The organism is Blastococcus sp. DSM 46786, assembly GCF_900109665.1.
Taxonomy (GTDB): Bacteria; Actinomycetota; Actinomycetes; order Mycobacteriales; family Geodermatophilaceae; genus Blastococcus; species Blastococcus carthaginiensis.
Window position 1 is genome coordinate 392,445 of sequence record NZ_FOAO01000001.1, and the last position, 22,887, is coordinate 415,331.

Below are 22,887 nucleotides of genomic sequence, written 5' to 3' on the forward strand. Positions count from 1 at the left end.
GGCGCCAACGGTGGCGCCGCGGAGCAGAGGAGCGCACGTGCGGATCGGCATCCAGGCCAGCTACAGCGGCGGTTTCCAGGAGACGGCGGCGGAGATCCGCGACCTGGAGTCCGCCGGCCTCGACCTCGCCATGGTGGCCGAGGTCTACACCTTCGACGCGGTGAGCCAGCTGGGCTACCTCGCGGCGGTGACCGAGCGCGTGGAGCTGCTCAGCGGCATCCTGCCCATCTACAGCCGCACCCCGGCGCTCACGGCGATGACCGCGGCCGGGCTGGATTTCGTCTCCGGCGGCCGGTTCACGCTCGGCCTGGGCGCCTCCGGCCCGCAGGTCATCGAGGGCTGGCACGGCCTGCCCTACGACGCGCCGCTGCAGCGCACCCGGGAGATCGTCCAGATCTGCCGCCAGGTGTGGCGCCGCGAGCGGCTGCAGCACGAGGGGAAGAAGTACTCGATCCCGCTGCCGGCCGAGCAGGGCACCGGCCTGGGCAAGCCGCTCAAGCTGATCAACACCCCGGTCCGCGAGCGGATCCCGGTGATGCTCGCGGCCCTCGGCCCCAAGAACGTCGAGCTGGCCGCCGAGATCGCCGAGGCGTGGGAGCCGATCTTCTTCGTGCCCGAGAAGGCCGCGTCGGTGTGGGGTGACTCGCTGGCGGCCGGCAAGGCCAAGCGCGACGCCGCGCTGGGCGACCTGCAGGTAATCACCGGGGTGCCCGTGGCGATCGGCGACGACGTCGAACCGCTACTGGACCTCGTGCGGCCCGCGCTCGCCCTGTACGTCGGCGGCATGGGCGCCCGCGGCAAGAATTTCTACAACGACCTCGCCGTCCGGTACGGCTACGAGGCCGAGGCGAAGACGATCCAGGACCTCTACCTGGACGGCAAGAAGGACGAGGCGGCTGCCGCGGTCCCCGACGAGCTCGTGCGGGCGTCGTCGCTCATCGGCCCGGAGGGCTACGTCGCCGAGCGGATCGCCGCCTTCGCCGAGGCCGGGGTCACGACGCTGATGCTGCAGCCGCTGGACGGCGGCCGCGAGGCCCGCCTGCGCACCGTCGAGACGATGAAGCGCCTGTGCACCTAGTCGCCCTCCGGGCTCCAACCGCAGCCAGGAGCCGTCCCGACCGCCGTTGAGCCGTAGCCCATGTCCCGGGTGGGGACCCTCCGGGCCCCGCACCCGGTCCGCTCCAACTCGCTGCCGTCCCCGCTGTGCCGGTCCGTCACCGAATACAGAAGAGCCCCGCAGGTGTCGCCTGCGGGGCTCTTCTGTCAGCTAGGGCTCAGCCCCGCCAGTCGTACTCCTCGAGGCGGACGGCCTCGCCGGTGCCCTGGCCGAAGACGTCCGGGCTGTAGTACTGCCCGTCCTCGTAGCCGGCCATGGTGTAGACGGCGGCGCGCGCCTCCTCGGTCGGCTCGACCGTGATGTTGCGGTAGCGGCTGATGCCCGTACCCGCCGGGATCAGCTTTCCGATGATCACGTTCTCCTTGAGCCCGAGCAGGCTGTCGCTCTTGCCCTGGATCGCGGCGTCGGTGAGCACCTTGGTCGTCTCCTGGAAGGAGGCGGCCGACAGCCACGACTCGGTCGCCAGCGAGGCCTTGGTGATGCCCATGAGCACCGGACGGGCCGAGGCCGGCTCGCCGCCCTCGGCGACGACGCGGCGGTTCTCGGTCTCGAAGATCGTCCGCTCCACGAGCGCGCCGGGCAGGAACTCCGTCGCGCCCGAGTCGATGATCGTCACCCGCTTCAGCATCTGGCGGATGATCACCTCGATGTGCTTGTCGTGGATCGACACACCCTGCGACCGGTAGACCTCCTGGACCTCGCGGACCAGGTGCAGCTGCACCTCGCGGGGGCCCATGATCCGCAGCACCTCGTGCGGGTCGACCGCACCCTCGGTGAGCTGCTCGCCGACCTCGACGTGGGCGCCGTCCTCGACCCGCAGCCGCGAACGACGCGACAGCTTGTCGTAGACGACCTCGTCGGAGCCGTCGTCCGGGGTGATGGTGAGCTTGCGGAACTGCTCACCGTCCTCGATCCGGACGGTGCCGGCCAGCTCGGCGATCGGGGCCTTGCCCTTGGGGACGCGGGCCTCGAAGAGCTCCACCACACGCGGCAAACCGTGGGTGATGTCCTCACCGGCGACACCACCGGTGTGGAAGGTGCGCATCGTCAGCTGGGTGCCGGGCTCACCGATCGACTGGGCCGCGATGATGCCGACCGCCTCGCCGACGTCCACCAGCTTGCCGGTCGCGAGCGACCGGCCGTAGCAGGTGGCGCAGGTGCCGAGCAGCGACTCGCAGGTCAGGACGCAACGGACCTTGACCTCCGCGACGCCGGCGTCGACCAGCGTCTGGATGAGCACGTCACCCAGGTCGGCGTTGGCCGGGGCGATGACCGTCCCGTCCTCGGCCACCACGTCGGCGGAGAGGGCGCGGGCGTAGACGCTGGTCTCCACGTGCGCGTCACGGGTGACCACGCCGTCGACCAGCGTGCCGATCGGCATGAGGACGCCGCGGTCGGTGCCGCAGTCCTCCTCGCGGATGATGACGTCCTGCGAGACGTCCACCAGACGACGGGTGAGGTACCCGGAGTCGGCGGTCCGCAGCGCGGTGTCGGCCAGACCCTTGCGGGCACCGTGCGTGGAGATGAAGTACTCCAGCACGGTCAGACCCTCCCGGAAGTTGGCCTTGATCGGCCGCGGGATGATCTCGCCCTTCGGGTTGGCGACCAGACCGCGCATACCGGCGATCTGGCTGATCTGCATCATGTTGCCCCGGGCACCCGAGTTGACCATGACCCAGACCGGGTTGGTGGTCGGGAAGTTGTCGACCATCGCCTGGCTGACCTCGGCCCGCGCGCGGGTCCAGATCTCGATCAGCTCGCCACGACGCTCGGCGTCGGTGATGACGCCGCGCTCGTACTGCTTCTCGATCTTCAGCGCCTCGGCCTCGTGCCGTTCCAGGATCTCCTGCTTGGCCGGCGGCGTGACGACGTCGTCGATGGCGATGGTGACGCCCGACCGCGTGGCCCAGCGGAACCCGGCCGCCTTGAGAGCGTCCAGCGTCGCCGCGACCTGCACCTTGGGGTAGCGCTCGGCGAGGTCGTTGACGATCGCCCCGAGCTCCTTCTTCGGCACCTGGTAGTTGACGAAGCGGTAGTCCTCGGGCAGGGCCTCGTTGAACAGCACCCGGCCCAGGCTGGTCTCGACGACCGCGGGCTGACCCGGCGTCCAGTCCTCCGGCTGCTCCCACGGCTCGTTGACCTTGCCGTTGTCGACGCCGAAGACCTCGTCGAGGCGGATCCAGGCCCGCTCCTGCAGCGCCAGGGCGCCCATGTCGAAGGCCATGAGCGCCTCGGCCGCCGAGGCGTAGGCCGCGGGCTTGCCGCCATCGGCCTCGTGCCGGCTGGGCACCAGGGTGGTCAGGTGGTACAGGCCGAGCACCATGTCCTGGGTCGGCGCGGTGATCGGGCGACCGTCGGCCGGGCTCAGGATGTTGTTCGAGCTCAGCATCAGGATCCGGGCCTCGGCCTGGGCCTCGGCCGACAGCGGCAGGTGCACCGCCATCTGGTCACCGTCGAAGTCCGCGTTGAACGCGGTGCAGACCAGCGGGTGGATCTGGATGGCCTTGCCCTCGACCAGCTGCGGCTCGAAGGCCTGGATGCCCAGGCGGTGCAGCGTCGGCGCCCGGTTCAGCAGGACCGGGTGCTCGGTGATGACCTCCTCCAGCACGTCCCAGACGACGGGGCGCGCGCGCTCCACCATCCGCTTGGCGGACTTGATGTTCTGCGCGTGGTTGAGGTCGACCAGCCGCTTCATGACGAAGGGCTTGAACAGCTCCAGGGCCATCTGCTTGGGCAGACCGCACTGGTGCAGCTTCAGCTGCGGGCCGACCACGATGACCGAGCGGCCAGAGTAGTCGACGCGCTTGCCCAGCAGGTTCTGGCGGAACCGGCCCTGCTTGCCCTTGAGCAGGTCGCTCAGGGACTTCAGGGGGCGGTTGCCCGGGCCGGTGACCGGCCGGCCGCGACGGCCGTTGTCGAACAGCGCGTCCACGGACTCCTGGAGCATCCGCTTCTCGTTGTTCACGATGATCTCGGGCGCGCCGAGGTCGAGCAGACGCTTCAGCCGGTTGTTCCGGTTGATCACGCGGCGGTACAGGTCGTTCATGTCGCTGGTCGCGAAGCGGCCACCGTCGAGCTGCACCATCGGGCGCAGGTCCGGCGGGATGACCGGCACGCAGTCCAGCACCATGCCCATGGGCGAGTTGCGGGTCTGCTGGAACGCCGCGACGACCTTCAGCCGCTTGAGGGCCCGCAGCTTGCGCTGGCCCTTGCCGCTGCGGATGGTCTCGCGCAGCGAGGCGGCCTCGGCGTCGAGGTCGAAGCCCGAGAGCAGCTTCTGCAGCGCCGCCGCACCCATGCCGCCCTCGAAGTACTCGCCGAAGCGGTCGCGCAGCTCGCGGTAGAGCCCCTCGTCGGCGATGAGCTGCTTGACCTCGAGCTTGCGGAAGGTGTCCATCACCTCGTCGAGGCGGTCGATCTCCCGCTGGGCGCGGTCGCGCAGCTGGCGCATCTCGCGCTCGCCGCCCTCGCGCACCTTGCGGCGCACGTCGGACTTGGCGCCCTCCGCCTCGAGCTCGGCGAGGTCGGCCTCCAGCTTCTGCTGGCGGGCCTCCACGTCGGCGTCGCGCCGGTTCTCCAGGTTCGACTTCTCGGCGCTGATCTCGGCCTCGATGGTCGGGAGGTCGCGGTGGCGCGCCTCGTCGTCGACCGAGGTGATCATGTAGGCCGCGAAGTAGATGATCTTCTCGAGGTCCTTGGGCGCCAGGTCGAGCAGGTACCCCAGCCGGGACGGCACACCCTTGAAGAACCAGATGTGGGTGACCGGCGCGGCCAGCTCGATGTGGCCCATCCGCTCACGGCGCACCTTGGCGCGGGTGACCTCGACGCCGCAGCGCTCGCAGATGATGCCCTTGAACCGGACGCGCTTGTACTTGCCGCAGTAGCACTCCCAGTCCCGGGTGGGACCGAAGATCTTCTCGCAGAAGAGACCGTCCTTCTCCGGACGCAGGGTCCGGTAGTTGATGGTCTCGGGCTTCTTCACCTCACCGTGGCTCCACTGGCGGATGTCGTCGCCGGTGGCCAGCCCGATGCGGAGCTCGTCGAAGAAGTTGACGTCGAGCAAGGTGTGACCCCTTTCAGGGGCTAGTGCTTCGCTTCCATGACTTGGAGTTGGTGGCCGGCCGACCCCGACTGATCAGGGCCGGCCGGCGGCCGATCAGACGTCTTCGACGGAGGACGGCTCGCGGCGGGACAGGTCGATGCCCAGCTCCTCCGCGGCCCGGAAGACCTCGTCGTCGGTGTCGCGCAGCTCGATCGCCTGCCCGTCGCCGGAGAGCACCTCGACGTTGAGGCAGAGCGACTGCAGCTCCTTGAGCAGCACCTTGAACGACTCGGGGATGCCCGGCTCGGGGATGTTCTCGCCCTTGACGATCGCCTCGTACACCTTGACGCGGCCGAGGATGTCGTCGGACTTGATGGTGAGCAGCTCCTGCAGCGCGTAGGCCGCGCCGTAGGCCTGCATCGCCCAGCACTCCATCTCACCGAAGCGCTGGCCACCGAACTGCGCCTTACCACCCAGCGGCTGCTGCGTGATCATCGAGTAGGGGCCGGTCGAGCGGGCGTGGATCTTGTCGTCGACCAGGTGCAGCAGCTTCAGGATGTAGACGTAGCCCACCGAGATCGGCTCCGGGAACGGCTCGCCGGAGCGGCCGTCGAAGAGCCGCGCCTTGCCGGTCGGCTGCACCATCCGGTTGCCGTCGCGGTTCGGGGTCGTCGCGCCGAGGAGGCCGATGATCTCGTCCTCCTTGGCACCGTCGAACACCGGCGTCGCGGTCCGGGTCCCCGGGGCCGCCGACTTCGCGGCCTCGGGCAGGTTCTTCGCCCAGTCCGGGTCGCCGTTGACCTGCCAGCCCTGCTTGGCGATCCACCCGAGGTGGGTCTCCAGCACCTGGCCAACGTTCATCCGGCCGGGCACGCCCAGCGGGTTGAGCACGATGTCGACCGGGGTGCCGTCCTCGAGGAACGGCATGTCCTCCTGCGGCAGGATCTTCGAGATGACGCCCTTGTTGCCGTGGCGCCCGGCGAGCTTGTCGCCGTCGGAGATCTTGCGCATCTGGGCGACGTAGACCCGGATCAGCTCGTTGACGCCGGCGGGTAGCTCGTCGCCGTCCTCGCGCGAGAACACGCGGACGCCGATGACCTTGCCGGATTCACCGTGCTTGACCTTCAGCGACGTGTCGCGGACCTCGCGGGCCTTCTCGCCGAAGATCGCGCGGAGCAGCCGCTCCTCGGGGGTCAGCTCGGTCTCGCCCTTCGGCGTCACCTTGCCGACGAGGATGTCGCCGGGGACGACCTCGGCGCCGATGCGGATGATGCCGCGCTCGTCGAGGTCGGCCAGCACGTCCTCGGAGACGTTCGGGATGTCCCGGGTGATCTCCTCGGCACCGAGCTTGGTGTCGCGGGCGTCGACCTCGAACTCCTCGATGTGGATCGAGGACAGGACGTCGTCCTGCACGAGGCGCTGCGACAGGATGATCGCGTCCTCGTAGTTGTGGCCCTCCCACGGCATGAAGGCGACGAGCAGGTTCTTGCCCAGCGCCATCTCGCCCTGGTCGGTGCAGGGACCGTCGGCGATGACCTGGCCGACCTCGACCCGCTGGCCCTCGTCGACGACGGGGGTCTGGTTGATCGAGGTGCCCTGGTTCGAGCGGCGGAACTTCAGCAGGCGGTAGGTCTGCCGGGTGCCGTCGTCGGCCATGACGGTGACGTAGTCGGCGGTGGAGTCCTCGACCACACCGGCCTTCTCCGCCACGACGACGTCGCCGGCGTCGACGGCGGCGCGCAGCTCCATGCCGGTGCCGACCAGCGGGGCCTCGCTGCGGAGCAGGGGCACCGCCTGGCGCTGCATGTTGGCGCCCATGAGGGCGCGGTTGGCGTCGTCGTGCTCGAGGAACGGGATCATCGCCGTCGCGACCGAGGTCATCTGCCGCGGCGAGACGTCCATGTAGTCGACCTGCTCGGGCGAGAGGTAGTCGACCTCGCCGCCCTTGGTGCGGACCAGGACGCGCTCCTCGGCGAGGCGGCCCTGCGCGTCGAGCGGGCTGTTGGCCTGCGCGACGACGAAGCGGTCCTCCTCGTCGGCGGTCAGGTAGTCGATCTGGGTGGTGACCTGACCGTTCTCGACCTTGCGGTACGGCGTCTCGATGAAGCCGAACGCGTTGACCCGGCCGAACGAGGACAGCGAGCCGATCAGGCCGATGTTCGGGCCTTCCGGCGTCTCGATCGGGCACATGCGGCCGTAGTGGCTCGGGTGGACGTCGCGGACCTCCATGCCGGCCCGCTCACGGGACAGACCACCGGGGCCCAGCGCCGACAGGCGGCGCTTGTGGGTCAGGCCCGCGAGCGGGTTGGTCTGGTCCATGAACTGGGACAGCTGGCTGGTGCCGAAGAACTCCTTGATGGAGGCGACGACCGGCCGGATGTTGATCAGCGTCTGCGGCGTGATCGCCTCGACGTCCTGCGTGGTCATGCGCTCGCGGACCACGCGCTCCATGCGGGAGAGGCCGACCCGGATCTGGTTCTGGATCAGCTCGCCGACGGTGCGCAGGCGGCGGTTGCCGAAGTGGTCGATGTCGTCGACGCCGTGGTCGGGCTCGCCGGCGTGCAGGCGCACCACGTACTCGATGGTGGCGACGATGTCGTCCTCGGTCAGCGTGCTGGTGCTCTGCGGCACGTCGACGCCCAGCTTCTTGTTGACCTTGTAGCGGCCCACCTTGGCCAGGTCGTAGCGCTTCGGGTTGAAGAACAGGTTCTCCAGCAGCGCCTGCGCCGACTCGCGCGTCGGCGGCTCGCCCGGCCGCAGCTTGCGGTAGATGTCGAGGAGGGCCTCGTCCTGCCCGGCGATGTGGTCCTTCTCCAGGGTGGCGAGGACGGTCGGCGACCACTGGAAGTGCTCGCGGATGCGGTCCTCGGTCCAGCCCAGCGCCTTCAGCAGCACGGTGACCGGCTGGCGGCGCTTGCGGTCGATGCGGACGCCGACGGTGTCGCGCTTGTCGACGTCGAACTCCAGCCACGCACCGCGGCTGGGGATGACCTTGGCGCTGAAGACGTCCTTGTCCGACGTCTTGTCCAGGGTCTTGTCGAAGTAGACGCCCGGGCTGCGGACCAGCTGCGAGACGACGACGCGCTCGGTCCCGTTGATGACGAAGGTGCCCTTGTTCGTCATGATCGGGAAGTCGCCCATGAACACCGTCTGCGACTTGATCTCGCCGGTGGTGTTGTTCATGAACTCGGCGGTGACGAACAGCGGCGCCGCGTAGGTCATGTCCTTGTCCTTGCACTCCTCGAGGGACGCCTTGACGTCCTCGAAGCGCGGGTTGGAGAAGGACAGCGACATCGAGCCGCTGAAGTCCTCGATCGGGGAGATCTCCTCGAGGATCTCGGCCAGCCCGCCGACGGCCTCGGCCTGCTCCTCGGGCGAGAGCGTGGCCCGCCACTCGGGGCTGCCCACGAGCCAGTCGAAGGAAGCCGTCTGGAGCGCGAGGAGGTCGGGGACCTCGAGAGGCTCGGAGATCTTGGCGAACGAGACGCGCAGCGGCGCGCCGGGGATCTTCTGCTGGTCGGCCTCGCCGGTGCGGGGACCGTCCTGCGTGGCCGGGGTCGTCTGGGTGGTGCCGGACTCGGTGGTGCCGGGGGTGATGCTGGTGGGGCGAGAGCCTGCCAAGATGCGTCCTTCCAAGGACCTCACGACGTGCGGGCGGTGGGCTGCGGGGTCGTCCTGGGTCGTCGTCGGTGATGGCGAGGCTGTCCGCGACGGCCGCGATCGCTCGCCGGACAGGTCAGCGCGGGCGTGGCCCGGGTGATTCCCGGGCACCCGTCGTGACCCGTCTCGGCGGGCAGGCAGTCAGAGGGCAGCGCAACAGGAGACCCTACCCCTACCGGAGCGCGGTGTCCACGTCGGGTCGAAGGACCCCGTCCTCCTCACCGCTCGCGAGCTCGCGGCGAGCCTCGGGACGGGGCCGGGCGCCGCACCCATGATGACAGCGGCGCCGCCTCCGTGGGACCGCCACGCCCAGGAGGACCCCCACCCTTCTCACGCCTCGCACGCTCGGCGCGGGCCGCTGGGCGGGGCCGTCAGCTGGTGGTGAGCAGCGTCAGCTCGCTGATCTTCCAGTCGTCGTCCACCTGGACCAGGCGGACCTGCACCGTCTGGACGCAGGACTGCGCACCCTCGGGCGTCACCTGGCACTCCGACCCCTCCGGGGCCGGCTGGGTGCCGCTGTTGACCGACTCGACGACGTACTGGCCGAAGACGACGAGCGTCGCGGTGTCCTGGGCGTCGTTGACCTGCTGGAGCCCGACGTCGAGAACCTCGTAGCGGGTCGTCGCCGACACCTGCTCGTAGGTGTCGATGATGCCGCCCTGGGAGAGGTCGCGTTCGTACTGCTCGCGCAGATCGCCGGTCAGGGCGTCCAGCTTGCGCTGGACGCTGCCCTCGGAGTCCTCGTGGTCGTAGGCGTAGACGGCCTCGATGCCGCTGCGCGCGGCGGCGAAGATCGACGGATCGACGTGGGCGGGGTTCGATCGCTGCCACAGGAGCACCCCGATCCCCGCCGCGGCCACGGTTGCCAGCAGCGCGAGAGCCAGGACGGTCGCGGGGATCCGCCGCCGGGCCGGCCGGACGGCCGGGCCCGCGGCCGCGCCGGGTGCGCCCGCTGCCCGTCGCGACCGGGGCCGCGCCGTGGACGGGGAACGGCCGGGGTCCGCCGCGGGCGCCGCCACGCCCCCTGTCGTCGGCGTCGCGGCCTCCGCCACCGGCTCGCCCCCGCTGCGCTCGCGCCGGCTCCCCGCGACGCGGGGCCGCGGGGAGGGGCGGGCGCCGGCCACCGACCGGGTCCTCGGCGAGGGGCTGGGCCGGTCGCCCACGGCGCGGTCGTCCCGGGCGTCACTCATCGCCGGCGCTCCCCGTCCCCGCGATCCCGGACAGGAGCCAGCGCCCGTCCACCTTGGCCAGGTCCACCTTGATGCGGTACCGCGTGACCTGGGCCTGCGGGTTCGCGGTGCTCTCCTGCGTCGACTGGATGACCATCAGCACCGTCGCCTCGTCGTCGTCGGCCCGGGTGACCCCGGCCCCGACGACCTCGGTGTTCACCACGGCCTGCAGGTCCGTGAGCTCCTCCCGCCGGCCGTCGAGCTCGGCCACCGACTCCTCGCGGAGGTCCCCGGTGGTGATCTGCCTGAGCTGCTCGATGTCGTCGTCGAGCGTCAGGTGGTCGAACGAGGTCAGGTCGACGACCCCCGAGCGCGCCGCCTGCAGCGCCTCGGCGTAGTCGTCGGTGCTGACGGCCGACTCCCCGGGGCGGGTGGACCAGAGCACGGCGATCGCGGCGAGGAGCGCCAGGAGCAGCACCGCCAGCGTCGGGACCAGCGGGAGGGACGGCCGGGTGCGGCGGTCGCCTTCGCCGTCGCGCCCGCTGCGCGGTGCGCCGGTGGGCCCGTCACCGGGAGCCGGGGAGGTCAGGTCCTCCCGTGCGGCTACCTGCGCTTCGCTCATCACGCGGGCGATTCTCCTTGTCCTGGCTCCGTGTGGGACGGCGGCATGCCGGGTCTCAACCGGCAATCGTGGCGATCGGGCTGGCGTGGAGGAGCCCGCTGAGCACCTCGCTGAGCGCACCCGCCGGCGGCGCACCGCCGTTCCCGATCTCCTCCTGGGGGGTCGTCAGCCCGCGCCCACCGTCCCGGCCGATGTTCTGCGCGCCGCGGATGGTGCTGCCGTTCTCGTCGTAGCCGTCAGCCGGCCGGGGGTCGACACCGTCCACCACCTGGCAGTGGATCGCGTCGGTGTCCACGTTCTCGACCGCACCGCGGGTGGGCGTGCTCGCGCTGGCGACGTAGCCCGACGTGCAGGCGTGCGGTTCCCCGGCGTTCAGCACGAAGCCGAAGTGGGAGCGCAGCACGCCGTCCTCGTCGCGGCGGACGACGGTGAAGCCACCGGTGACCGCGTCGGGATAGGTGACCAGCATCTGCCGGATCCCGTCCAGCCGGGGGATCTGCACCCCGTTGAGGATGTCCAGGTTGCGCACGAGGGAGCCGAGCCCCGGACCGGCGTCCTCCACCAGGCCCTGCAGCGCCTCCCCCGCGTCGGGCGCGTTGGTCAGGATGCTGCGCAGGTCCGGGTCCATCTCGACCAGCGTGTCGGTGAACAACCGCAGGTCCGCCGCCCACTGGCGGATCGCCGTGCGACTCGCCCGCTGGGTGTCGAGGACGGTCTGACCGTCCCGGATGAGCTGCAGGGTCTGCGGCAGCGACTCCTGAGCCCGGGCCAGGAGCAGGTCGCCGTTGTCGATCAGGCGCCCCAGGTCCTCCCCGGCCCCTTCGAAGGCGCGTCCGAGCTCCTCGACCACGATCCGCAGGTTCTCCTGGTCGATCGAGCCCACGAACTCGTCGAGGTTGAGGAGCATCTGCTCCACCGGCACGGGGGTGCTGGTGCGCTCCTGCGGGATGACCGCCCCGTCGTCCAGGTACGGCTCGCCCGCGCCGGTGGGTCGCAGGATGACGTACTGCTCCCCCACCGCGCTGCGGGTGGCGACCGCGGCGTCGGTGTCGGCCGGGATGGGTTCGGCGTCGGGGTCGATGCGGAGCACCACCCGGACGCCGTCGTCGATGACCTGCATGTCCGTCACCCGGCCGACCGCGACGCCGCGGTAGGTGACCTCGGCGTTGACGAAGATCCCGCCGGAGTCCCGGAAGTCCGCCGCCACCTCGTAGCCACCGCCCAGGAGCGCGCGGTCCAGCCCGACGTACTTGAACCCCAGGTAGGCCATCCCGACGACGGCCAGGGTGGCGAAGGCCAGCAGCTTGAGCTTGGTGCTGCGGGTGATCACGGCCCCACCTCCGGCACGGGGGGCAGGCCGAGGAGGCCCGCCGGCTGGTCGGTCCCGGTGGCCTGGTCCAGGACTCGTCCCGGGATGCCGCCGAGCCCCGACGGGCGGTCGGCGGCGGACGTCGTGACGGGCGTTCCGCCGGCGGAACCGCTGGCCTGCCCCGTCGCTCCCTCGGTGCCGCACCTGCCCTGGGTGAGGGCCTCCTCCAACGGCAGTTCTCGCAGCGCGCCGCTCTGGTCGACGACGTACCGGCACAGCAGGTGGGTGAGGTCCATGTCCACCGTGGCGGTCATGTTCGTGAACAGCGCCGTGCCGCCGGACTGCGCCTGCCGGTAGTTCAGCGCCGAGAGCGAGCTGTCGGGGAACGGGTAGGTGAGCAGCAGCTCCAGCGAGTTCGCGAGGTCCGGGCCGGCGGCGGCCAGCTGGCTCAGGATCGGCTGCAGCAGCTCCAGGTCCTCCACCGTGCTGGCCGCCGACCGGTCGATGATCCGCGTGCCGACGCGGCCCAGGCGGTCGAGGCCCTCGAGCATCGAGACCAGCAGGCCGCGCTGCTCGTCGATGACGTCGAGGCCCGGACCGATGGCGTCCAGGGCGTTCTCGATCGTCGCCGTCCGCTCGGCCAGGGTGGTGGCCAGCTCGTCGGCGCGGTCGAGGGCTCGGTTGATCTCGGCCTTCTGTGCGTCGAGCCCCCCGATGAAGGTGTCGAGCTGCTGCAGGGTGCTCCTGATCTCGGCCTCCCGCCCCTCCAGCGCGTTCCCGAGCTCGCGGTTGATCGTCTGCAGTTGGGCCAGCCCACCGCCGTTGAGCACCAGCGAGAGAGCCCCCAGCAGCTCCTCGACCTCGACGTTGCGGTTGGTGCGGTCGAGCGGGATCCGGGAGTCCTCGCCCAGGCGGCCTTCCGGCGTCTCGTTCCCGGGGGGAGCCAGCTCGACGTACTTCTCGCCGAGCAGCGACGACTGCTGGATCGCCGCGACGGCATTGGCCGGGAGCTCGACGTCGCCGTTCACGGAGACGGTGACGACCGCCGTCCAGTCCTCCGCGTCCAGCGCGATCGACTCGACGCGGCCGACCGGCACGTCGGCGACCCGGACACCGGACTGCGGCACCAGGTCGAGGACGTCGAGGAACTCGATCTCCACCGTGTACGGAGCGTCGCCGAGGTCGGCCCCACCGGGCAGGCTGAAGGAGTAGGCACCGCGGAACCCGCAGCCGCCGAGGAGCAGCGTCGCGGCCGCGAGCGCAGCGGCCCGCTGCACCCGCCGGCTCACCGGTCACCCACGGGGAGGACCGGCACGAGCCCGGGCAGGAGTCCGCCGCCACCGCCACCGCCACCGCCACCGGCGACGCCGCCGCCCAGCAGTGCCCGGCGCAGCTCCTCGTAGTCGGGGATGCCGTTGGCGTTGAGGTCGTCGAGGCTGCCGTCCGCGTTCGCGTCCCCGGAGAGCAGCCGCGCGCAGATCTGCTCCGTGGCGTCGCGCAGCGGCGCGGCCGAGTCGACCGGCAGCGGCAGGTCGACCGCCAGGTCGATCCGGCCCACCTGGGCGAGCACACCGCAGACGACGACCTCCGCGTGCAGCGACCCGAGGCCGTTGTCCCGGGTGTCGAGGGTGCCGAAGTCGGGGTTGTAGGCGCGCGCGAGGTTGCCCAGCGCGGCCGGTGCGACATCGAGCACCTCGGCGAGCCTCGCCCGCTGCTGCACCAGCACCAGGGTCACGTCGGCCAGTCGGTCGACGTTCGTGGTGAGCAGGGTGGTGTTGTCCCGGACGAAGCCGGCGACGTCGCCCAGCGCGTCGGTGAGCAGCGCGACCGCCTCCTGCAGGTCCGCCCGCTCGTCGGCGAGCAGGCCGGCGACGGCGGCCATGTTCGTGTTGAACCGGCCGACCTGGGCATCGATCGTGGCCAGCGCGGTGGTGAAGGTCTGCAGGTTCTCTACCGAGCTGAACAGGTCGTCCCGGTTCTCGGCGAGGGTCTGCACAGCGCGGGAGAAGCCGGTGAGGGTGCGGTTGAGCGCCTGGCCGTTGCCGGCCAGGTTGGCCGCGCCGACGTCGACGAGGTCGGACAGCGCCCCGTCGGCGTTCGCCCCGTCGGGGCCGAGGGCGGCCGACAACTCGTCCAGGGCGCCGTAGACGGCGTCGAGCTCGACCGGGATGGCGGTGCGCTCCAGCGGTATCTCCGCACCGTCCTGCAGGGTCGGGCCGCCGTCGTAGACCGGCGCGAACTGCACGTACCGGTCGGACACCAGCGACGGTGCCAGGACGATCGCGGAGGCGTCGGCGGGCACGTCGTAGTCGTCGTCGATGCTCATCTCCACGCGCACCTTGTCGCCGAGCGGCTGGACGTCGTCGATGGTGCCGATGGCAATGCCGAGCACCCGCACGTCGGAGCCGGGGTAGAGGCCGACGGTCTCGGTGAACCAGGCCGTCACCCGGTACTCGCCGGCCGGGCGCAGGACCGTCCAGCCGAGCGCGGCGAGCAGCACCAGCGCTGCCCCCAGCGCGACACCGCGCTGCAGCGTGCCGCTCATTCCTGTCCTCCCTGGGTGCAACCGGTCACCGGCGTGGTGGCGGCCGTGCAGGCGGCCGCGCCGACGACCGTGGGCAGCAGGTCGTTGACGAAGCTGTCGAACCACCGGCCGCTGCCGAGGGTGTTGGTGAAGACCCGGACGAAGGGAGCCAGCTCCTGCACCGTCTCGGCCAGCGCGGTCCGGTTGCGCGACAGGATGTCGGTGACCCGGGACAGCTGCTGCAGGGCGGGGGTCAGCGTCTCGCGGTTGTCGTCGACCAGGCCGGAGAGCTGCCTGGCCAGCTCCTGGGTGCTCGTCAGGATCGCGTCGATCAGCTCCCGCCGCTCCTGCACCTCGGCGAGGAGCGTGTTCGAGTCGAGGATCAGCCGGGTGAACTCACCGTTGCGGTCGGCGAGCACCTGGGTCACCTGACGGGTCGCTCCCAGCAGCTCCCGGAGCTGGGCGTCCCGCGAGGCGATGGTGTCCGACAGCCGGGCGAGGCCCTGCAGCGACGTCTGCACCTCCTCCGGGGTCTCGGCGAAGGTCTCGGCCAGCACCTCGAAGCTCGACGCGAGCTGCCCGGTGTCGATCTCCTGCACCGTCGAGGACAGGTCGGCGAAGGCCTCCACGACGTCGTAGGGCGAGGCCGTCCGCTCGCGGGGGATGCGCGCGTCGGGGTCCAGCGGCTCCGATCCCCGCGGGACGAGGGCGACGTACTTGGCGCCCAGCACCGTCTCGATCTTGATGGCCGCCTCCGAGCGGTCGCCGACGAAGGCGTCCTTCACCCGGAAGGCGACCGTCACCGCGCCGTCCTCCAGGCGGAGGCTCTCGACAGTGCCGACCTTGACCCCGGCGATCCGCACCGGGTCGTCCTCCTTGAGCCCCGCCGCCTCGGAGAACTGCGCCTCGTAGACGGTGCCCCCACCGATCAGCGGCAGCGACTGGGCGTTGAAGGCGAGGAGCACCAGCACCGCGATGACCGTCAGGCTCACCGCGCCGATGGTCACCGGGTTGCGGTCGCGGAAGTTCGTGGAGGTGCGGGCCATCAGCTGCACCCCTCCGCACCGCTCTCGAACTCGAACGGGCGGGCGACCGGCCGCCCGCCCGGGTCGAGCTCCGTGGCCGGGAGCGTGACCGTCCCGCCGGCCCGGCACATGAAGAAGTTGAACCAGCTGCCGTTGATGGCGGTGCGGGTGGTGAGGTCCAGCTTGACCGGAGCGGTCTGCAGGAAGCGCTCCACCACGTCACCGGTGTCGGCCAGGTTGCCCGCCAGGGCGTCGAGGGCCTTGATGTCCGCGGCCAGCGGCGCCCGTGCGTCCTCCAGGAAGCCGCTGGTGGCGAGCGCGAGCTGGTCGATCGTGTCCAGGGAGTCGAAGATGACCTCGCGGTCACCGGCGAGCCCGGTGACGAACTGCTGGAGGCTGACGACCAGGCCGGACAGCTGCTGGTCGCGGTCGGCCAGCGTGCCCATCACGGTGGTCAGGTTGTCGATGACGCTGCCGATGACCTGGTCGCGGTCGGCGAGGCTGTTGGTCAGCGAACCGACGTGCGCCAGGAGGCTCTCCACGGTCCCGCCCTCGCCCTGGAAGACCTGGATGATCTCGAAGGACACCCGGTTGACGTCCGCCGGTGAGAGGGCCTGCAGCAGGGGCTGGAACCCGCCGAAGAGCACCGTGAGGTCCAGTGCGTCCGTCGTCCGGGACAGGGGGATGACGGCGCCCTCGTCGAGCGTCCGCCCCTGGGATCCCTCCCCCTCGGTGAGCGCGATGTACCGCTGGCCGACCAGGTTGCGGTAGCGGATCGTCGCCTCCACCGCCTCGGGCAGCGGGACGTCGGCGCTCACTTCGAGCTCCACCTCGGCAGACGGCCGCTCGGTCCCCTCTCCGAGCCCGATGGCGACCACCTGGCCGACGCGCACCCCGGCGATGCGGACCTCGTCACCCTCGACCAGGCCGGCCACGTCGGTGAACTGGGCCCGGTAGGTCACCTGATCCCCGTAGCCGGCGTTGGTGATGGTGCTGACGAGGACATAGGCGGCGAGCACGGTCACGACCCCGAACGCGACCAGCTTGACCAACGGCCCGGTCAGGCCTCTCAGCTGCCCGCTCATCGCAGCATCACCGTCTTGCCGCGCAGGAACGGAGCCAGGGTCGCGGCGCCGAGCTCGGAGACGTCCGCGGCCTGGGCGCCGGTCTGGTAGGCGAGGATGCTGCGGACGAAATCGAGCTCGGCGGTCGAGCCGGCCAGCACGTCGGGCAGCGCGTTCCCGGCCCGCGCACCGGGCACGTTGTCCGGCTTCCCGCCGTCATCCGCTCCTGCGCGGTAGCAGGCCGGCTCGGGGCGCTCCGCGCTCTCCGGGGACTCGATGCCGTCGGCGGGCGGGTAGGGGCAGTAGTACTCCCCCGCCTGCGCCTCGGCGATCTCGCGGTCGATGGCGTCCAGGCCGCGGCAGTCCGGCGGCGCGGTGTCCGCGTACACCGGCTGGTCCCCGGGCGCGTAGGGGCTGCGGGGCGGGAACGTGAACTGGATGTTCAGGTTGAGCGACGGGTCGCCGTCGGCGCCGAACGTCTCACCGATCCTGGGCACCGAGCGGCTGAGGCCCTCCAGGAGGCACGGGTAGACCGGCGAGTACTCGGCGAACAGGCCCAGCACCGGCCGCGACGTCTCCGCCAGGGAGATCAGGTTGCGCTCGTTGCGCTCGAGGAAGTCCGCGGTCACGGCCGCCGAGCCCGCGCCCACCGTGAACGTCCGGCGCAGCATCTCGGCCTGGTCGACCACCGTCGCGTTGGTCAGCGCGAGGTTGTCCAGGACCGCCAGCAGGTCGTCCGCGGCGCCCTCGTAGGTCTCGGCGAAGTCGGCCAGTCCGGAGATGTCGGCCTGGAGCTCCGGGAGCACGGTGTTGAGCCGGCCGAAGTACTCGCCGGTGGCGGCCAGGTTGGCGCCGAGCTCGTCGCCGCGGCCCCGCAGCGCGTCGGCGACGGCGCCGAGGGTGTACGACAGGTCGTCGGGATGCACGGCGCGCAGCAGCGGCAGGGTGTCGTCGATGACGCGCTGCAGCTCGATGGCGTTGCTGGCGCGGTCCTGCCCGATGACGTCGCCGTCGGCCAGTCGTTCCTCGCCCGCCTCCTCGGGGACCTGCAGGGCGACGTAGCGCTCGCCGAAGAGGGTCTTGGGGAGCAGCCGGGCGGTCACGTCGGCCGGGATGTGCTCGAGGTGCTCGGGTGCGATCGCGAGCTCGATGGTCGCGCCGTCGGCGTCGGCCCGGACCTCCCGCACCTCGCCGACGATGACGCCGCGGACCTTGACGTCCGAGGCCTCCTGCAGCTGGTTGCCGGCGGTGTCGGTCTCCAGCGTGACGCGGGCGACCTCGGTGAACGCCTTGTTGTAGGCGGCCACCGACAGCCCCAGCAGGAGCACCAGGACGACGAGGAACGCCAGGCCCTGGAGGCGCCGGCCGATGACCGCGCCCCGGCCCCTCATCGCCTTCCTCCCGGCGCACCCGGCTCCGCGCCGGCCCGGCCGGTGCGCGCCAGGCGCACCCGCGTCCTCGTTCTCGGCACCGCCGTCACCCCGCGATCCGGACAGTCGTGGTCGATCCCCAGATGGCCAGGGACAGGAACAGGTCGATGACGTTGATGGCGACGATCGAGAAGCGGACCGCCCGTCCGACGGCCAGACCGACGCCCGCGGGACCGCCGCTCGCGCGGTACCCGTAGTAGCAGTGGGTCAGGATGATCACCACGGCGAAGACCAGCACCTTGAGGAACGACCACAGCACGTCCTGCGGCGGCAGGAAGAGGTTGAAGTAGTGGTCGTAGGTGCCCTCGGACTGGCCGTACGCCTGGGTCGCGATGGTCCGCGTCGCGAAGTAGCTCGTGAGGAGCCCCAGCACGTACAGCGGGATGACGGCGACGAAGCCGGCGACGATGCGCGTGGTCACGAGGAACGGCAGGGACGGCACCCCCATGACCTCGAGAGCGTCGATCTCCTCGTTGATCCGCATGGCACCGATCTGGGCGGTGAACCCGCAGCCGACCGTGGCCGACAGCGCCAGGCCGGCCACCAGCGGCGCGATCTCCCGGGTGTTGAAGTAGGCCGAGAGGAAGCCCGTGAAGGCCGATGTGCCGAGCTGGTCGAGGGCCGCGTACCCCTGGAGCCCGACCTCCGTGCCGGTGAAGAACGAGAGGAAGGCGATGACGCCGACGGTGCCGCCGATGACCGCCAGGGCGCCGGTCCCGAACGTCACCTCCGCCAGCAACCGGAACGTCTCGCGCTTGTAGCGGCGCAGCGCCCGCGGCACCCAGCCGAGAGCGCGTCCGTAGAAGCTCAGCTGGTCGCCGAGGTCGTCGAGGGCGTCCATCGGCCGGCGGTACACGGTCTGGCCCAGCCGGCGGGCCCCGACCCGGATCCGGTCGGTCGGAGAGAGCAGCGCCATCACTGCCCCTTCGGTGGCACGAGCTGGAAGTAGATCGCGGTGATCACGAAGTTCACGGCGAACAGCAGCAGGAAGGTGATGACGACGGCCTGGTTCACCGCGTCCCCGACCCCCTTGGGCCCACCACCGGCGCGTAGCCCCTTGTACGAGGCCACGATCCCGGCGATGAGCCCGAAGACCAGCGCCTTGATCTCCCCGGACCAGAAGTCCTCGACCTGCGCCAGCGCGCTGAACGACGCGAGGTAGGCGCCGGGCGTGCCGCCCTGCAGGACGACGTTGAAGAAGTAGCCACCCGCCACGCCCACCACGCTGACCAGCCCGTTGAGCAGAACGGCGACCAGCATGGACGCCAGCACGCGGGGCACCACCAGCCGCTGGATCGGGCTGATGCCGAGGACCTCCATCGCGTCGATCTCGTCGCGGATCTTGCGCGCACCGAGATCGGCGCAGATGGCCGATCCGCCGGCGCCCGCGATCAGCAGAGCCGTCACGATGGGGCTCGCCTCGCGGAGGACCGCCAGGACCGACGCCGACCCGGTGAAGGACTGGGCGCCCAGCTGCCGGGTGAGGGAGCCCAGCTGCAGGGCGATGACCGCGCCGAACGGGATGGCCACCAGCGCCGTCGGCAGGATGGTGACGCTCGCGACGAACCACGTCTGCTGGATGAACTCGCGCAGCTGGAACGGCCGCTTGGGGAGCGCCCGGAGCACGTCGAGCGCGAAGGCGAACAGGTTGCCGCTGGCGGCGAGCGGACGGGTGGGTGAGAACTTCCCGTCGAGCAGACCCGGCGCTTTCGGTCGTCCGGTGGCGGTCACGGTTCACCCGCCGACCGGGGGAGGACGGCGGTGGCCGCGGAGCCGGCCGGGACCGCGTCCGGCCCGGGCGCCCAGTGCCGGCCACCGGCAGCCGCGGTCGGCGTGAAGGCGCCGGCATCGGCCTGGGCGAGCAGGTCGTGCGGCAGCGACGCGCGGATGGCCTCAGCGGTGGCCGGGTCGAACTCGTGCAGCATCCGGGCGACCCGCTCCTGCCGACGGCGCACCGCCTGGCGCTCCGGCAGGCCCGGGGAGGGGTCGAGCTGCGGCGGTACGGCGTCGCCACCGCTGGCGCCCTTGGGCCCGATGCCGTTGTGCTGGTCCCCGCCGCGGGCCTCCAGGGCCGCCATCTCGGCCTCGACCTGGGCGACGTCCTTCTCCTCGCTCATGCCGATGGGGCCCTCGCGCCGGCCGTTGAGGAACTGGCGGACCACCGGCTCCTGGGAGGTCAGCAGCTGCTCGCGCGGGCCGAACATCGCCAGGTGGCGGCGGAAGAGCAGGCCGAGGTTGTCGGGCACGGTCCGCGCGGTGCCGATGTCGTGCGTGACGATCAGGAACGTCGCGTCGATCTGGGCGTTGAGGTCGACGATGAGCTGGTTGAGGTAGGCCACGCGGACGGGGTCGAGGCCCGAGTCGGGCTCGTCGAACAGGATGATCTCGGGGTCGAGCACCAGGGCGCGGGCCAGGCCGGCGCGCTTGCGCATCCCGCCGGAGATCTCCCCCGGCAGCTTCCCCTCGGCGCCCTGCAGGCCGACCATGTCCATCTTCTCGAGGACGATCCGCCGGATCTCCGACTCGCTCTTCTTCGTGTGCTCGCGCAGCGGGAAGGCGATGTTGTCGAACAGGTTCATCGACCCGAACAGGGCGCCGTCCTGGAAGAGGACGCCGAACAGCTTCCGGACCTCGTAGAGCCGGTGCTCCCGGCAGGTGACGATGTCGGTGTCGGAGATGACGATCGAGCCGCGCTCGGGCTTGAGCAGGCCGACCAGCGACTTGAGGAAGACGGACTTGCCGGTGCCGGACGGACCCAGCAGCACCGAGATCTCCCCGGGCGGGAGGGTGAGCGTGACGTCGCTCCAGATGTTCTGGCTGCCGAACGACTTGGTCAGCCCCGAGACCTCGACTGCGACGCCCACGTGTCCCTGCCTCCCGTCCCGGTTGCCCACCGGTTCCCCACCCCGCCGCGTCGGCGGGCCCCGGCAGTGCGCTGCTCCTCGAACCCTCCGGCTAGGGAGGGATCGCACCGCGTCACTACCGGTCAGTAACGATCACGCGGGGCGAAGGTTACGTGTGTCACGGAGTTCCGGTGACCCGGGTCTCCCTGTGACGGTCGAAACCACCCGGACATGCGACAGGGGCCGTCCCCCCGAAGGAGGACGGCCCCTGCTGCGGCGTAGCCGCGAGGTGACGCGATGGAACGGCCCCGGCGCAGGGACCCGGCCCGAGCGGAGCGAGGGCTGGGGGGCGCCGGGGTCCTTCTACTTGACGGTGACGGTGGCGCCGGCGCCCTCGAGAGCGGCCTTGGCCTTCTCGGCGGCGTCCTTGGCGACCTTCTCCAGGACCGGCTTGGGCGCGTTGTCGACCAGGTCCTTGGCCTCCTTGAGGCCGAGCGAGGTCAGGCCGCGCACCTCCTTGATGACCTGGATCTTCTTGTCGCCGGCAGCCTCGAGGATGACGTCGAACTCGTCCTGCTCAACGGCCTCCTCTGCGGCACCGCCGCCGCCGGCGGCCGGGGCGGCCGCCATGGCGACCGGCGCGGCAGCGGTGACCTCGAAGGTCTCCTCGAACTGCTTCACGAAGTCGGACAGCTCGAGGAGGGTCATCTCCTTGAACGCGTCGAGCAGCTCCGCGGTGGACAGCTTGGCCATGGTGTCTCCTTCTGGGGTCAGTCGGTGCTGGCCGCGGCGTCCGCGGCGTCAGCGTCGGGGGTGGTGTCAGCAGCAGCGGCTTCGGGAGCGCCCGCCTCGGCGGGCTTCTTCTCCTTGAGCGCCTCGGCGAGCCGGGCGACCTGCGACAGCGGGGCCTGGAACAGCCCGGCAGCCTTGGTCAGGTTGCCCTTCATGGCGCCGGCCAGCTTGGCCAGCAGCACCTCGCGCGGCTCGACGTCGGCCAGGGCGGTGACCTCGGCGGGGCCGACGGTTCGGCCCTCGACGACGCCGCCCTTGACGACGAGCAGCGGGTTGGCGCGCGCGAAGTCGCGGATGGCCTTGGCGGCCTCGACGACGTCGCCCTCGATGAAGGCGATCGCGGTCGGGCCGTTGAGCAGCGGGGCCAGGTCGGAGTGCCCGACCGAGTCCGCCGCCCGCTTCGTCAGGGTGTTCTTGACGACGGCGTAGCTGCTGCCCTCACCGAGGGAACGGCGCAGCTGGGTCAGCTGCGCCACGGTCAGCCCGCGGTACTCGGTGAGCACCGCCGCGCTGGACGACTGGAACCGCTCGGTGATCTCGTCGATCACCGCGGCCTTCGCCTGCGTGGGCATGGGCCTCCTCTCGTCTGTCGGGCGACTGCTGGACGCTGCACGACTGCGTGCGACGGAGGGCCCGGAGACGAGGAACGCCCCGGCGCAGGGCGCACGGGGCGAGGGGCGGGCGCGTGCGCCTGCCGATCGAACCGTCCTCCTGCGCGGGTCGCCCGGAGCTCCGGGACCTTCGATCGCACGCGGACGTGCGACGACCAGCGGTCTTGGGGGGAACGGGGACGAGCATACATGCCGCCCCTCGCGCGCCGGCCGTCGTCCCGGTCACACCCTGCGCCGTCGAGCGCTGCACTGCCCCTGGGACGCCGGCGGCCCCGCCGCGCGGGTGCGCAGCGGGGCCGTCCTGGCTCACCCGGCGGGGTCCTGGCTCACTGTCGACGGTGAGCCAGGACCCGGAACGACCAGGATGCTCCTATGGATCGTCAAGCGGCCGAGGCGATGTTTTCGGGCGACTGGGTGGGGCGTAGGACGTAGTAGAGCTCGCGGGCGATCATGCGCTTGAGGCAGCGGATGATGTCCTTCTTCGACAGTCCCTCTTGAGTGCGGCGTTCGACGTAGGCACGGATGCGTGGGTCCCAGCGCATCCGGCAGAGCGCGACGCGGTAGAGGGCGGCGTTGGCTTGGCGATCGCCGCCGCGGTTGAGCCGGTGGCGGTGGGTTCTGCCCGAGGACGCCGGGATGGGGGCGGCGCCGCAGAGCATGGCGAAGGCCGGTTCGGAGT

Annotated in this window: 17 protein-coding genes; 1 reads left to right on the forward strand and 16 read right to left on the reverse strand. The window is 71.2% G+C overall.

Going from position 1 to position 22,887, the window contains the following annotated elements; genetic code table 11:
- Positions 1-37: 37 nt before the first annotated feature.
- Complete coding sequence (locus tag BMW62_RS01955; protein WP_091929117.1) at positions 38-1,078, forward strand: LLM class F420-dependent oxidoreductase; 1,041 nt, start codon at positions 38-40, stop codon at positions 1,076-1,078.
- Between the two features lie 196 nt (positions 1,079-1,274).
- Here BMW62_RS01955 and BMW62_RS01960 read toward each other — a convergent pair whose 3' ends face one another.
- The 16 genes from BMW62_RS01960 to BMW62_RS02035 form a co-directional block, all read right to left on the reverse strand.
- Entirely contained in the window at positions 1,275-5,180 is a 3,906-nt protein-coding gene (locus tag BMW62_RS01960) for a DNA-directed RNA polymerase subunit beta' (protein ID WP_091929118.1), read from the reverse strand.
- 93 nt (positions 5,181-5,273) lie between these two features.
- On the reverse strand, positions 5,274-8,666 hold the full coding sequence (gene rpoB, locus BMW62_RS01965; RefSeq protein ID WP_091929185.1) for a DNA-directed RNA polymerase subunit beta: 3,393 nt from the start codon (positions 8,664-8,666) through the stop codon (positions 5,274-5,276).
- Between the two features lie 524 nt (positions 8,667-9,190).
- Positions 9,191-10,009, reverse strand: coding sequence for a hypothetical protein (locus BMW62_RS22410; protein WP_170852163.1), 819 nt, complete (start codon positions 10,007-10,009; stop codon positions 9,191-9,193).
- Entirely contained in the window at positions 10,002-10,610 is a 609-nt protein-coding gene (locus BMW62_RS01975; RefSeq protein WP_139206162.1) for a hypothetical protein, read from the reverse strand. The genes BMW62_RS22410 and BMW62_RS01975 overlap by 8 nt, the downstream gene beginning before the upstream one ends.
- Before the next feature lie 55 nt (positions 10,611-10,665).
- Positions 10,666-11,940: an MlaD family protein gene (locus BMW62_RS01980; RefSeq protein ID WP_091929121.1), complete on the reverse strand. Its 1,275-nt coding sequence runs from the start codon at positions 11,938-11,940 to the stop codon at positions 10,666-10,668.
- Entirely contained in the window at positions 11,937-13,208 is a 1,272-nt protein-coding gene (locus tag BMW62_RS01985; RefSeq protein WP_091929122.1) for an MCE family protein, read from the reverse strand. Before BMW62_RS01985 ends, BMW62_RS01980 begins: the two co-directional genes overlap by 4 nt.
- The gene (locus BMW62_RS01990; protein ID WP_091929123.1) at positions 13,205-14,464 is read right to left on the reverse strand and encodes an MCE family protein; all 1,260 of its coding nucleotides are present in this window, start codon (positions 14,462-14,464) and stop codon (positions 13,205-13,207) included. Before BMW62_RS01990 ends, BMW62_RS01985 begins: the two co-directional genes overlap by 4 nt.
- A complete protein-coding gene (locus tag BMW62_RS01995) occupies positions 14,461-15,489 on the reverse strand; it encodes an MCE family protein (protein WP_091929186.1) in 1,029 nt (342 codons plus the stop codon). Before BMW62_RS01995 ends, BMW62_RS01990 begins: the two co-directional genes overlap by 4 nt.
- Positions 15,489-16,553, reverse strand: coding sequence for an MCE family protein (locus BMW62_RS02000; RefSeq protein ID WP_091929124.1), 1,065 nt, complete (start codon positions 16,551-16,553; stop codon positions 15,489-15,491). The genes BMW62_RS01995 and BMW62_RS02000 overlap by 1 nt, the downstream gene beginning before the upstream one ends.
- Positions 16,550-17,923 (reverse strand): MCE family protein, encoded by a 1,374-nt coding sequence (locus tag BMW62_RS02005; RefSeq protein ID WP_091929125.1) that lies wholly within the window; start codon positions 17,921-17,923, stop codon positions 16,550-16,552. Before BMW62_RS02005 ends, BMW62_RS02000 begins: the two co-directional genes overlap by 4 nt.
- 85 nt (positions 17,924-18,008) lie before the next feature.
- Positions 18,009-18,803 carry an MlaE family ABC transporter permease gene (locus BMW62_RS02010; protein ID WP_091929187.1) on the reverse strand — a complete coding sequence of 265 codons (795 nt, stop codon included), beginning with the start codon at positions 18,801-18,803 and terminating at the stop codon, positions 18,009-18,011.
- A gap of 74 nt (positions 18,804-18,877) precedes the next feature.
- On the reverse strand, positions 18,878-19,660 hold the full coding sequence (locus tag BMW62_RS02015; RefSeq protein WP_091929188.1) for an MlaE family ABC transporter permease: 783 nt from the start codon (positions 19,658-19,660) through the stop codon (positions 18,878-18,880).
- Positions 19,661-19,689: 29 nt separating this feature from the next.
- Entirely contained in the window at positions 19,690-20,826 is a 1,137-nt protein-coding gene (locus BMW62_RS02020) for an ABC transporter ATP-binding protein (protein WP_091929126.1), read from the reverse strand.
- A gap of 342 nt (positions 20,827-21,168) precedes the next feature.
- The gene (gene rplL / locus BMW62_RS02025) at positions 21,169-21,549 is read right to left on the reverse strand and encodes a 50S ribosomal protein L7/L12 (protein WP_348271442.1); all 381 of its coding nucleotides are present in this window, start codon (positions 21,547-21,549) and stop codon (positions 21,169-21,171) included.
- A 26-nt stretch (positions 21,550-21,575) separates the two neighbouring features.
- Entirely contained in the window at positions 21,576-22,169 is a 594-nt protein-coding gene (gene rplJ / locus BMW62_RS02030; RefSeq protein WP_091929128.1) for a 50S ribosomal protein L10, read from the reverse strand.
- 419 nt (positions 22,170-22,588) lie between these two features.
- Positions 22,589-22,887 (reverse strand): transposase (locus tag BMW62_RS02035; RefSeq protein WP_139206163.1); only part of this gene is annotated, 299 nt, incomplete at its 5' end.